Annotated in this window: 9 protein-coding genes; 4 read left to right on the top strand and 5 right to left on the bottom strand. The window is 64.6% G+C overall.

What is annotated here, in order from left to right:
* The first annotated feature begins 8 nt into the window (after positions 1-8).
* From thrC to PAB09_RS09165, 3 genes are read left to right on the top strand one after another with little or no spacing between them, the layout of a single operon-like run.
* Positions 9-1436 (top strand): threonine synthase, encoded by a 1428-nt coding sequence (gene thrC / locus PAB09_RS09175; RefSeq protein WP_271033378.1) that lies wholly within the window; start codon positions 9-11, stop codon positions 1434-1436.
* Positions 1437-1470: 34 nt separating this feature from the next.
* Positions 1471-1611, top strand: coding sequence for a hypothetical protein (locus PAB09_RS09170; protein WP_271033377.1), 141 nt, complete (start codon positions 1471-1473; stop codon positions 1609-1611).
* Positions 1611-2147 carry an NUDIX hydrolase gene (locus PAB09_RS09165; RefSeq protein WP_271033376.1) on the top strand — a complete coding sequence of 179 codons (537 nt, stop codon included), beginning with the start codon at positions 1611-1613 and terminating at the stop codon, positions 2145-2147. The genes PAB09_RS09170 and PAB09_RS09165 overlap by 1 nt, the downstream gene beginning before the upstream one ends.
* An 18-nt stretch (positions 2148-2165) precedes the next feature.
* Here the strand turns inward: PAB09_RS09165 and PAB09_RS09160 are convergent, their stop codons facing one another.
* The 3 genes from PAB09_RS09160 to PAB09_RS09150 all read right to left on the bottom strand — a co-directional run bounded on the left by PAB09_RS09160 (position 2166) and on the right by PAB09_RS09150 (position 4608).
* The gene (locus PAB09_RS09160; RefSeq protein WP_442873663.1) at positions 2166-3431 is read right to left on the bottom strand and encodes an MFS transporter; all 1266 of its coding nucleotides are present in this window, start codon (positions 3429-3431) and stop codon (positions 2166-2168) included.
* Complete coding sequence (locus PAB09_RS09155) at positions 3428-4066, bottom strand: GntR family transcriptional regulator (protein ID WP_271033375.1); 639 nt, start codon at positions 4064-4066, stop codon at positions 3428-3430. Before PAB09_RS09155 ends, PAB09_RS09160 begins: the two co-directional genes overlap by 4 nt.
* 134 nt (positions 4067-4200) lie before the next feature.
* On the bottom strand, positions 4201-4608 hold the full coding sequence (locus tag PAB09_RS09150; protein ID WP_271033374.1) for a VOC family protein: 408 nt from the start codon (positions 4606-4608) through the stop codon (positions 4201-4203).
* Positions 4609-4806: 198 nt separating this feature from the next.
* On the opposite strand from PAB09_RS09150, the gene PAB09_RS09145 reads away from it, so the two are divergent.
* Positions 4807-6153: a Na+/H+ antiporter family protein gene (locus tag PAB09_RS09145; protein WP_271033373.1), complete on the top strand. Its 1347-nt coding sequence runs from the start codon at positions 4807-4809 to the stop codon at positions 6151-6153.
* Positions 6154-6528: 375 nt separating this feature from the next.
* On the opposite strand, the gene PAB09_RS09140 is transcribed toward PAB09_RS09145, so the two are convergent.
* Entirely contained in the window at positions 6529-8070 is a 1542-nt protein-coding gene (locus PAB09_RS09140; RefSeq protein WP_271033372.1) for a glutamate synthase subunit beta, read from the bottom strand.
* Positions 8070-12650, bottom strand: a complete 4581-nt coding sequence (gene gltB, locus PAB09_RS09135; protein WP_271033371.1) for a glutamate synthase large subunit — start codon at positions 12648-12650, stop codon at positions 8070-8072. Before gltB ends, PAB09_RS09140 begins: the two co-directional genes overlap by 1 nt.
* Positions 12651-12690 lie beyond the last annotated feature (40 nt).

Here is a 12690-nt window from a genome sequence, read left to right as displayed (position 1 = left end):
TAGACGGCGTGCACTTTATTTCAACTCGCGATGTAAACAAGACCCCTGCCCGCTTCACCGACATCCTGCTCGGCGGCCTCGCCCCAGACGGCGGCCTCTACCTGCCGGAGTCTTATCCGCAGCTCGGTGACGCTGACCTGACCCGCCTGCGCGGCGTCCTCGACAAGGGCGGCTACCCGGCGCTGGCCGCAGAGGTGCTCAAGCTGTTTATCGACGACATCCCCGCCGAGGACATCGAGGCGATCACCGCCCGCGCCTACACCTACCCGAAGTTCTCCTCGCAGGAGATCGTTCCAGTGACCAAGCTGGAGGACGGCATCTACTTAGGGCACCTGTCCGAGGGCCCCACGGCCGCCTTCAAGGACATGGCCATGCAGCTGCTTGGCGAGTTGTTCGAATACGAGCTGCGCCGCCGCGGCGAAACGCTCAATATCCTCGGCGCTACCTCGGGCGATACCGGCTCCTCGGCCGAGTACGCCATGCGCGGGCGCGAGGGCATTAGCGTGTTCATGCTCACCCCGGCAGGGCGCATGACGCCCTTCCAGCAGGCTCAGATGTTCGGCCTGAGCGACCCCAACATCTTCAACATCGCCCTCGACGGCGTCTTCGACGACTGCCAGGACGTGGTCAAGGCCGTCAGCGCCGACGCGGAGTTTAAGAAGAACAACCGCATCGGCGCGGTCAACTCGATCAACTGGGCGCGCCTGATGGCCCAGGTGGTCTACTACATCTCCTCGTGGATCAAGGTCACCGAGTCCAATGACCAAAAGGTCAGCTTCTGCGTGCCCACGGGCAACTTCGGCGACATTTGCGCCGGACACATCGCCAAGCAGATGGGCCTGCCCATTGACCGCCTGATCGTCGCCACCAACGAAAACGACGTCCTCGACGAGTTCTTCCGCACCGGCGACTACCGCGTGCGCAGCTCCGCGGACACCTTCGAGACCTCCTCGCCGTCCATGGACATCTCGCGCGCCTCCAACTTTGAGCGCTTCATCTTCGACCTGCTCGGCCGGGACGCCGCGCGCACCGCCGACCTGTTCGGCACCCAGGTCAAGCAGGGCGGCTTCTCGCTTGCCGACGACCCGGCCTTCGGCGAGGCAGCCGCCCGCTACGGCTTCGGCTCGGGCAAGTCCACCCACGCCGACCGCATCGCCACCATCCGCGACTGCGATTCCCGCCTGGGCGTGCTCATCGACCCGCACACCGCCGACGGCGTCAAGGTCGCCCGCGACTGGGCCGACAAGGTGGACACCCCGATCGTGGTGCTCGAGACCGCACTGCCGGTGAAGTTCGCCGACACGATCAAGGAAGCCACCGGGCACCTGCCACCAGTCCCGGAGCGCTTCGCGGGCATCATGGACGCCCCACGCCAGGTCTTCGACCTGCCCAACGACGCCGAGGTAGTCAAGGCGTTTATCGCGCAGCACATCTAGACGGTTCACAACAGCCCGAAGGGGAGACAAAAATATGGCACAGGAGCAATTCGCAGGCCCGGAGTACTTCACCGACTTCGACCCGGAGGCCTTCGCAAAGCAGTTGCTGGAACAAAAGGCAGCAGCCGCCAAGTCAGACGACGCAGCACAGGAAGAAAAGGAAGCCGAGCAGTAGTGGCCACCCCAGAGTTCATTCTCAAGCTGCGCGAGAAGATCGGCCACGACGAGCTGTGGCTTCCCGGGGTCACCGCCATCGTCTTAGAAGACGTCCCCGCCGGCGCCCCGATCACCGAGGTGCCCAAGGTCCTGCTCGTGCGCCGCGCCGACAATGGCGAGTGGACCCCGGTGACCGGCATCATTGACCCCGGCGAGGAGGCGCATGTGGCCGCCGTGCGCGAGGTCAAAGAGGAGACGGGCCTCGACGTCGAAGTCGAGGCCCTGTTGGGAGTGGGGCAGGTGGGACCGGTCACCTATGACAACGGGGATGTGTCCAACTACATGGACACCGCCATCCGCTGCTCGGTGATAGGCGATCCCACCCCAGGGTTAGGCGACGGGGAAAACACCGAGGCCCGGTGGTTCTCGGTCATGCAGATGCCGCCGATGAAACCGCGCTTCAGACTGCTGGTCGGCGACGGCGTCGCCCAGCTGCGCCGCCCCGAGGGCTTCCGCCCGCGTATGGGCTATCAGAAGCGTGACCGGCGCCGTTAGGCGTCGGCAAGCAAGAAACTAGCAGGCAGGGCGCGCGCCGGGCAGGTGAGCGCGCCACGCCGTGACCACGCCGGCCAGACACAAAAGCGCTAGCACCGTGCCGATCTCAAATAGGTGGGTGAAGTTGACCACCTTGCTCAGCGCGGAAAACGCCATCGGGATGAAAAAGCCCAGGTAGGAGACCGAATAGTACACGGCCGTAAGCCCCGCGAGATCCTCCTTACCGGCGATGCGCTGGACCTCCGATAGGCCTGCCACCAGCGCCAGGCCATAGCCCGCGCCCATGACGGCGGCCGCGGCGATGCCCAAGCCTAGCTCGAGCGTGCGGCTGGCCACCGACGCCAGCGCCACGCCCACGGCGATGATTGCCATAGCGATCGCCGACGCGCGCGCCGAGCGATTAGTATCAATCGCCTTACCCACGATCTGGATGAGCGCGCCGCAGCCCAAGGTCACCACGGTCATCAGGCCCGAAAAGGCGATCGGCGCATCCCCCGCAGACCCCGACAACAGCTGCGGCAGCAGGGCATAGGCAGCACCCGCGCAGCCGAAAACCCACGGGGCAACCGGAACGACCACGCGCAGGAAGCGCTTGTGAGCGGCCGTTGGAACCTTCAGTAGCCCGGCGAGCTCGCCCAAGGTCAGCAGCGAGATCGTGCGCCCGACCGTGCCGCGGGCGGGTTGGCGGGTCTCCGGCACACCCCGTAACCAGATCGCGGTGCCGATCGTCAGCGTCATGTGGATGAGGTAGGCGGTGTGGGTCGGCCACGGGCCCCACTGTGCGAGCACGCTGGCAAGGCCCGCGCCGATGAGGAAGCCCGCGGTCAGGCACAACGCGGCGCGGCGCGCGCCCTTAGCCGGGTCGCCTCCGGCCGCGGCGGTCAGCTCTGCCACCCAGGTCGAACCCACGGCCATCACCAGGCCGAGTGCCATGCCGCACAAAACACGCCCGAGGGCGATGACCAACGGCTCATTCGGCGCCAGCGAGAGCAGGAGGGAGCCGAGCAGCGACAGGGGCGCGGCCAGGCTCAGCATGGGCTTGCGGCCGATGCGATCCGACATGGGGCCACCTATCAACAGCGCCGGGATAATCCCCAACACGTAGGCCCCCAGCAGGCCGTTGACGGTGACTTGGCTAAAGTGGCTGGTCTCCCGGTACATGACCAGCAGGGGAGTAAATTCGTTGCCACCCCAGGCCACCGCGACCATCGTGGCGGCCACGGCGAGCCAGGACGTGCGGGTGACGGGGCGAGTTTCCGTTTGAGTGGCTAGAGCCGTGCTCATAGCTGATTCCTTGAAAGGTTGAGGTGTTGGGTGATTTCTTTGTCGTAAGCGGCTAGGTCGCCTGCTCGCAAGGCCTCGACGAGGCGGGTGTGGGAGGCCACGAACGCCTGCGCGGTCGTAACGTTGCGCCCGATGGCGGCGGCGGTGAATCGTTGCTGGCGTTCGCGCAGGCTGCGGCCGAGCTGCGCCAGGATGGCATTGCCGCCGTGATCCATGATCGCCTGGTGGAACTCGGCGTCCAGCCGCGCGTATTCGGCGAGGTCGGCTTCCTCTAATGCTGCATTCTGCTTGCCGACGAGCTCCGTCAGCGCCTTAGCCACCGCGGTGCGCGCAGGCGCATTAAGGCCGCAGATGTGGGCGGCGGCGTGGGCGTCGATGAGCGCGCGGGCATCGTAGACATCGCGGATCTCGGCCTCGCTGATCGGGGTGACCAAGGCGCCGCGCTTGGGGTAGAGGGTCAAGAATCCCTCGACCTCGAGGCGGAGGAAGGCCTCGCGTACTGGGGTGCGACTCATCTCGAGGCTGGTGGCCACCTCGCCCTCGGATAGCATGTCGCCTCCGCGGATGTCGCCTGTGATGATGGCCTGCTTGACGTGGTCGTAGGCGCGCTCGGCGGCAGGTGTTGGATGCAACATGTATCTATCTTGCATCCAAGATTGGGGCTGGGGGAAGTTTTTGTGAGCGATAGGAATGGATTCCCGCCCTGTGGTGGAGATAACAAAAGGTAGCCGCCCGACGGGGAGACTGCCTAAAAAAGGAGAGGGGAAAATTAGCCGATGTTGAACATCCAGGAGGTGCCGTAACGGTCGATGAGGCTACCGTAGGCAGCGCCCCACGGCGACTGCTCCAGCGGCTGGATGATGGTCGCACCCTCGGACAGCGCCTGCCAATAGCCGCGGATCTCCACCTCGGTATCCGTGCCGCCGGTGAGCGACAACGGGGTGCCCTTGTTAGCGGCAGCCTCCTCGGAATCAGCGCCGTCGGAGGCGAAGAGGAACTTCTTTCCGTCCACGTGCATCTCAGCGTGCATGACCAGGTCTGCCACCTCGGCCAGCATATTTGGCATCTCGCCGAAGGTCATGACTTTCAGCTCGCCACCGAAAATCTCGGCGTAGAATTCCATGGCCTCGCGGGCCTGACCACGAAACATGAGGTAGGGAGTCAAATCAGATTGCATTTCGCTAATTACCAGCGTGTCGGTGCGCCGAACGCCCCGTAGCTGGCGCGAAGTCACCAATTACCTGTGAGTTTCATGGGCGTTTATGCAGGAAAATGTGTTCGCTAGGGATGCATGCTCCGTCTAGGGGTGTGACATAGTGCGGAAATGCCCGACCTCATTAACTAAAAGCATGAGTAGTCCCGTAAATTATGCAGCATGAATGCTGTTTTGGTCGCCGTGCTCGTGATGCTCGTGCTGTCTGTCTTAAGGGTCCACGTGGTGCTCGCGTTGTTCATCGGCGCGCTCGTGGGCGGTCTGTTGTCCGGAATCGGTCTTGACGCCACGATGGTGGCCTTCCAAGACGGTCTCTCCGGCGGCGCGAAGATCGCGCTGAGCTATGCGCTACTCGGTGCATTCGCCATGGCGGTGGCCAGCTCCGGCCTGCCTGCCCTGCTTGCCCAGTTCATCATGAAAAAGATCGGCAACGAATCCGAGGTGGCCAACCAGCGCGCGGTCTATGTGACCAAATGGCTGATGATCGCCGGTATCCTCGCGATGTCCATCATGAGCCAAAACCTCATCCCCGTGCACATCGCTTTCATTCCGTTGATCATCCCGCCGCTGTTGACTGTGATGAACAAGCTGCGCCTCGACCGTCGCTTGGTCGCCTGTGTGCTCACCTTCGGCCTGGTGACCACCTACATGTGGGTTCCTCTGGGATTCGGTTCGATCTTCTTGAACGACATCTTGCTCGGCAACATCGAAAAGGCCGGCATGGACACCTCCGGCATCAACATCATGACGGTGATGGGCATCCCGGCACTGGGCATGGTCGCCGGCCTCCTCATCGCCGTGTTCTTCTCCTACCGCAAGCCACGCGACTATGAGAATTACACCATCACCGCGGGCAAGGAGCCAGAGATCTCCGCCTACAAGATCTGGGTAGCAGTGGTGGCCATCATCGCGACATTCGTCGTCCAGGTTGTCATGCAGGCCAAGGAAACGGAAGCAGACTCTCTGCTCATCGGTGCCCTCGTGGGACTTGGCATCTTCTTGCTCACCGGTGCGGTCAATTGGCGCGAGGCCGACGACGTCTTTAGCGCCGGCATGAAGATGATGGCGCTCATCGGCTTCATCATGATCACCGCGCAGGGCTTCGCCGCCGTGATGAGCGCAACCGGTGAGGTGGAAACCCTGGTGGATTCGTCGGCCAACCTGTTCGGCGATAATCATGCCGCGGGTGCCGCCGTGATGCTCGTCGTCGGCCTCGTGGTTACGATGGGCATCGGCTCCAGTTTCTCCACCTTGCCCATCATCACCACCATCTACGTGCCGCTGTGTATGGCGATGGGCTTTAGCCCAGCCGCCACCGTGGCCATTATCGGCGCGGCCGGCGCCCTTGGCGACGCGGGCTCGCCCGCCTCGGACTCCACCCTCGGGCCCACCGCAGGTCTCAACGCCGACGGTCAGCACGATCACATCCGTGACTCCGTGATCCCCACTTTCTTGCACTACAACCTGCCGCTGCTCGTCTCCGGCTGGGTTGCAGCGATGGTCCTCTAACAAGCAAACACAAAAGATTGTGGCCCGCCGCCTTCGTGTGAAGGTTGCGGGCTTTGTGAGTTTTAGCGACCAAGTGAGTGTGACAGCGGGTGTCCCATCACGCTGCCTAGTTGTGCTTCGAATCTGAAGGTCGAAAGGAGTCGGTCGAAAGGAGCCCCCTTTCGCCGCCGCCCGAAAACTGGTTCCTTTCGACCGACTCCTTTCGACCACAAAAGTGAAGCCAAGCGTCGTGGAGGATCCAAAGTTCAGTAAGACACAACAGAAGGCCCGGCTTCTAGCGGTTGACCTCCTCGCAAAGAAGGTTGTCGCCAGAAGCCGGGCCTTTCGCGATCGCCACCTAGTACCGGTGGGTGCTACACCGTGGGCGTCGGCAAGCTAAATGCCAAGCGGCGTGGTCGCAGGGGTGACTGCGACCGGAAGGGAGGTCTCACCCATGAGGTCGGCGTCGACGGCGGCGGCGCAGGCGCGACCCTCGGCGATGGCCCAGACGATGAGCGACTGGCCGCGGCCGTTGTCGCCGGCGACGTAGACGCGCGGCTTGAAGTTCGGGAACAGCGGCTTGATCTGAGCTCGATAGGCCTCGTCGCGGACCATGCGGCCACGCTCGTCGAAGGCGACTCCCAGCTCGTGGACCACGCCACCGCGCTCAGCACCGGCGAAGCCAAGGGCCAAGAGCACCAAGTCGGCGTCCAACTCGAAGTCGGTGTCCTCGATGGCCACGCGGCGCCCGTCAACGACCTTGACCTCGTTGCCGCGCAGGCTGGTCACGTGGCCGTTCTCGCCGTGGAAGGAGACGGTGTTGACCGAGTAGGTGCGCTCGCCCAGAGTGTCACCCGGTGCGCGCTTGGCTAGGCCGAGCGCCTCGATCTCCGCGGCGGACTCGTTGCCGGTGACCACGTACTCGCCCTCCTCGTGGGCGGTGGCGGTGCGGTAGATCTTAGGGTACATCGGCCACGGGGTCGACGCGGCGCGCGAGTGCGGGGCGCGGGCGTGAATGTCGAACTGGGTGACCGAAGTAGCGCCCTGGCGCAGCGCGGTACCGAAGCAGTCGATGCCGGTGTCGCCGCCGCCGATGATGACCACCTTCTTGCCGTGCGCGGTGATCGCTGGGGCCTCCATGTCGCCCTCGCACACGCGGTTTTGCAGGTTGAGGTAGTCCATCGCCGGGTAGATGCCCTCGAGCTCACGGCCCTCGACGGGCAGCTCGCGCGGCACCGGGGTGCCGGTGGCCAGCACCACGGCGTCGTAGTTGTTCAGATCGGCCGCGGTGGGGGAAACGCCCACGCGGAACTCCGTGCCCTCGGCGCGCATCTGCTCCAGGCGACGGTCGATCCACTTGTTTTCCATCTTGTACTCGGGCACGCCGTAGCGCATGAGGCCGCCGAGGCGGTCGTCGCGCTCGAAGACGGTGACGTTGTGGCCGGCGCGGGTCAGCTGCTGGGCGGCGGCCAGACCCGCTGGGCCGGAGCCGACCACGGCCACGCGCATGCCGGTGTCCAGGGACGGCTTGATGGGTACGACCCAGCCCTCTTCGAAGCCGCGCTCGGCGATGGCCAGCTCGATATTCTTGATGGTCACCGCGTCGTCGGCAATGCCGAGCACGCAGGCGCCCTCACAGGGAGCGGGGCACAGGCGGCCGGTGAACTCGGGGAAGTTGTTCGTGGCGTGCAGGCGGTCGAAGGCCTCGCGCCAGCGGTCCTGGCGCACCAGGTCGTTCCACTCGGGGATGATGTTGCCCAGCGGGCAGCCCTCGTGGCAAAACGGCACGCCGCAGTCCATGCAGCGGGTGGCCTGCTGTTGGATCTGGCCCTCGGGGGCCTTTTCGTAGACCTCGCGCCAGTCCATGAGGCGCAGCGGAACCGGGCGGTGTGCGGGCTCTGCGCGGTCAAACTTCTGAAAACCGTGTGGATCAGCCATTAGTTCACTGCCTCCATGATTGCTTCGTTGACGTCGCGGCCCTCGCGGGTTGCGACCTCGATGACGTCGAGCACCTTGCGATAAGGCGCAGGAAGGATCTTGACCATCTGGGTCGGGTCGATGGTGACTGGCTTGCCGGTGCGTTGTTCAAAAGCGGCAAAAAGCGCCTTGAGCTTATCGACGTCCTCCGGCAGCAACGGCTCGATGCCGTTTGCCACGTCCGGGTTGAGCTTGTTTTCCAGGCCGTCCTGCGGGGCGATGTAGGCCACGCCGCCGGACATGCCGGCGCCGAAGTTGTCGCCGACCTCGCCGAGGATGGCGACGGTGCCGCCGGTCATGTACTCGCAGCCGTGGTTGCCGATGCCCTCGACGACCACCGTGGCGCCGGAGTTACGAACGCAGAAGCGCTCGCCGACCGAACCCGCGATGTACATCTCGCCGCTGGTGGCGCCGAAGGCCACCACGTTTCCGGCGATGATGTCCGGGTTCGCCTTGAGCTGAGCCGGGGTATTGGTATCCGGGCGCACCACGATGCGGCCGCCGGATAGGCCCTTGCCCACGAAGTCGTTGGCGTCGCCGACCAGGTCCAGGGTCATGCCCGCGGGGACGAAGGCACCGAAGGAGTTACCCGCGGAGCCGGTAAACGTCAGGTGCAGGGTGTCGCTGGGAAGGCCCTTGCCGCCGGCAGCGCGGGTGACGCGCGAGCCGGTCATGGTACCCACCGAGCGGTTGACGTTGGTGATCGGGTAGGAGAGCTTGACCTGCGGGTCCTCGCCTGCGGCCATCCAGCTCGGGGCGTTGGCGGAGTTCTTGGCCGCCGCGGCATCGATCGTGAGCTGGGTGTCGCGGATGATCTGGTTGTCGAGTGCGTTTTCCAGGCCGTGCTCCTGCTTCTTGGTGCAGCGCAGGTTCTGGTTGCGGAAGAACTTCGACTCCACGCGTTCGAAGATCGGGGACAGGTCCAGCTTTCCGGCGCGCTCGGTGGCGGCAGCCTCGGTCATCTTCAGGACCTGGGACTGGCCGACGGCCTCGTCGATGGAGCGGAAGCCCAACTCCGCCAGGTATTCGCGGACCTCCTGGGCGATGAAGGTGAAGAAGTTGACCACGTGCTCGGCGCGGCCGGTGAACTTCTTGCGCAGTTCCGGGTTCTGGGTTGCCACGCCCACCGGGCAGGTGTCCAGGTGGCACACGCGCATCATGATGCAGCCCTCGACCACCAGCGGGGCGGTGGCGAAGCCGAACTCCTCGGCACCCAAAAGGGCGGCGATAACCACGTCCCGGCCGGTCTTGAGCTGGCCGTCGCACTGGACGCGGATGCGGTCACGCAGGCCGTTGAGCAGCAGGGTCTGCTGGGTTTCGGCCAGTCCCAGCTCCCACGGGCCGCCGGCGTGCTTGAGCGAGGTCAAAGGCGAAGCACCGGTGCCGCCGTCGTGGCCGGAGATGAGTACGACGTCCGCGTGTGCCTTGGAGACACCGGCGGCGACGGTGCCCACGCCCTGCTCGGCGACGAGCTTGACGTGAATGCGGGCATCCGGGTTGGCATTCTTCAGATCGTGAATGAGCTGTGCCAGGTCCTCGATCGAGTAGATGTCGTGGTGCGGAGGCGGGGAGATGAGACCCACGCCCGGGGTGGTGATGCGCACCTCGGCGATCCACGGGTAGACCTTGTTCGGCGGCAGCTGGCCACCTTCACCCGGCTTAGCACCCTGGGCCATCTTGATCTGGATGTCCGTGCAGTTGGTGAGGTAGTTGCTGGTCACGCCGAAGCGGCCGGAGGCCACCTGCTTGATGGCCGAGCGACGCCAGTCGCCGTTGGGGTCAACGTCGAAGCGGCGGGCGTCCTCGCCACCCTCACCGGAGTTGGACATGCCCTTCAGTCGGTTCATCGCGATAGCCAGGGTCTCGTGGGCCTCGGCGGAGATGGAGCCGTAGGACATGGCGCCGGTGGAGAAGCGCTGCACGATGTCGGCCACCGACTCGACCTCGTCGATGGAGATCGACGGGCGATCCGGCGCGAACTCAAACAGGCCGCGGATGGTGGCCAGGCGCTTGGACTGATCGTCGACCTTGCGGGTGTAGTCCTTGAAGATCGCGTACTGGCCCGTGCGGGTGGCGTGCTGCAGCTTAAAGATGGTCTCCGGGTTAAACAGGTGGTACTCGCCCTCGCGGCGCCACTTGTACTCGCCGCCAAGATCCAGCTCGCGGTGGGCGTATTCCTCCGGGCGTGGCAAGAATGCCTGGCGGTGGCGCGCCTCCACATCGGCTGCGATGTCTTCCAAGCCCATGCCGGAGATCGGGGACACGATGGAGCCGAAGTACTCGTCGAGCAGGTCCTGGTGCAGGCCGGTGACGTCGGCAAGCTGGGCGCCACGGTAGGAAGCGACGGTGGCGATACCCATCTTGGCCATGACCTTCAAGATGCCCGAGGTGGCCGCCTTGATGTAGTTGCGGCAGGCGGCATCGAGCGTCAGGTCGCCGAGCTGGCCCTTCATGCGCAGCTCGTCGATGGTTTCGAAGGCCATGTAGGGGTTGATGGCATCGGCGCCGAAGGCAATCAGCATGGCCAGGTGGTGGACCTCGCGGGCGTCGCCGGACTCGATGACCAGCGAGGCGCGGGTGCGGGTGCGCTCCTCCACCAGGTGTTGGTGGATGGCGGAGGTCAACAGCAGCGACGGGATCGGCGCGTAGCGCTCGTCGGACTCGCGGTCGGAGATGACGATGAGCGTCTTGCCCGCCCGGATGGCCTCGGAGACCTCGCGGCGCACGCGGGCGATGGCCTCGCGCATGCCCTTGCCGTGGTGGGCGACGGGGTACAGGCCGTAGATGACGGTGGCCCCGAAGGCTTCCCAATCGTTGCCGTCGTTGGCGTGGATGAGGGTGGCCAGCTCGTGGTTGTCGATGATCGGGCGATCCAGGTGGATGCGGCGTGCGGCCTCAGCATCGGGGTTGAGCACGTCGGACTGCGCGCCGAGCAGGGTGAACATGGAGGTCACCGGCTTCTCGCGGATGGAGTCCAGCGGTGGGTTGGTCACCTGGGCGAAGCGCTGCGCGAAGAAGTCGAACAGCATGCGCGGGCGCGAGGACAGCGCCGCGATCGGGGTGTCGGAGCCCATGGATCCGATGGCCTCGGCGGCGTTGAGCGCCATCGGCTGGATGATGAGGTCGACGTCTTCCTCGGTGATGCCGAAGACGCGCTGGCGCAGCACGGCGCGATTGTGTGGCATGTAGTTGTACTTGGTCTGCGGCAGGTCCTCGAGGTGGACGAAGTTGGCCTTGATCCACTCACCATAGGGCTGGGCGGTTGCCAGCTCGGCCTTGATTTCCTCATCCTCGATGATGCGGCCGGCCTTGGTGTCCACCAGGAACATCCGTCCCGGCTGCACGCGGGTGCGCTTGACCACGTGCGCGGGGTCGATGTCGAGCACGCCAGCCTCGGAGGCCATGACGACCAGTCCGTCGTCGGTGATCCAGATGCGTCCCGGGCGCAGGCCGTTGCGGTCGAGGGTGGCGCCGACCAGGGTGCCGTCGGTAAAGGCTACGGCCGCCGGGCCGTCCCACGGTTCCATGAGGCAGGAGTGGTACTCATAGAAGTCGCGCAGCTGCGGGTCGATGTTATCGGCGTGCTCCCAGGCCTGTGGGATCATCATCATGACCGCATGCGGCAGGGATCGCCCACCGAGGTGCAACAGTTCCAAGGCTTCGTCGAAGCGGGCGGTGTCGGAGCCGGATGGGGTACAGATCGGCAGCACACGGTCGAGCGGGCCGAGCTTCTCGGACTGGATGAGTGCCTCGCGGGCGTGCATCCAGTTCTCGTTGCCGAGGACGGTGTTGATTTCTCCGTTGTGAGCCACGAGGCGGTAAGGGTGTGCCAGCGGCCACGATGGGAAGGTGTTGGTGGAGAAACGAGAGTGAACCAGCGCGATGGCGGTCTCCATGCGCGGGTCGGTAAGATCCTCATAGAACTCGGACAGCTGCGGGGTGGTCAGCATGCCCTTGTAGACGATGGTGCGCGCGGACAACGATGGGAAGTACACTGTGTCCTCGCCGTTTTTGGTTCCCAGCTCGCGCTCGCAGCGCTTGCGGATAAAGAACATCACCCGGTCGAGGTCGATGTCCTTTTTTAGTCCGTTGTCGTCTTCGACGGAGAGGAAGATCTGCTCGAAGTGCGGCATGGCTTCCTTGGCCATCTCGCCCAGCATGGAGGAGTGACAGGGCACCTTGCGCCAGCCCAAAACGGTTGCGCCCTCTTCGACGGCGATGGCTTCGATCTCGCGCTTGGCGTCGAGCATGGACATGCGCGCGCGTGGCAGGAAGGCGATGCCGGTGGCGTAGGAGCCGGCCTTGGGCAGCTCGAAGTCGACGACCTCGCGGTAGAACTTGTCTGGGATCTGAATCAAGATGCCCGCACCGTCACCGGTGTTCTTTTCGGCACCGGCGGCGCCGCGGTGATCGAGGTTGACCAGAGCCTGGAGGGCCTTATCTACCATTGCGCGCGTGGCGCGACCATACATGTCAGCGACGAAAGCGACACCACAGGCATCGTGCTCGAAGCCCGGGTTATACAATCCCTGTCTTTTCATAAATCCCCTCACGCTTTCAGATGTGCTTAGAATCTATCTA

The sequence above is a fragment of the Corynebacterium sp. SCR221107 genome (assembly GCF_027886475.1).
Lineage (GTDB): Bacteria > Actinomycetota > Actinomycetes > Mycobacteriales > Mycobacteriaceae > Corynebacterium.
The sequence above is the reverse complement of the archived record's forward strand: the minus strand, read 5'-3'. Positions and strand labels throughout refer to the sequence as shown.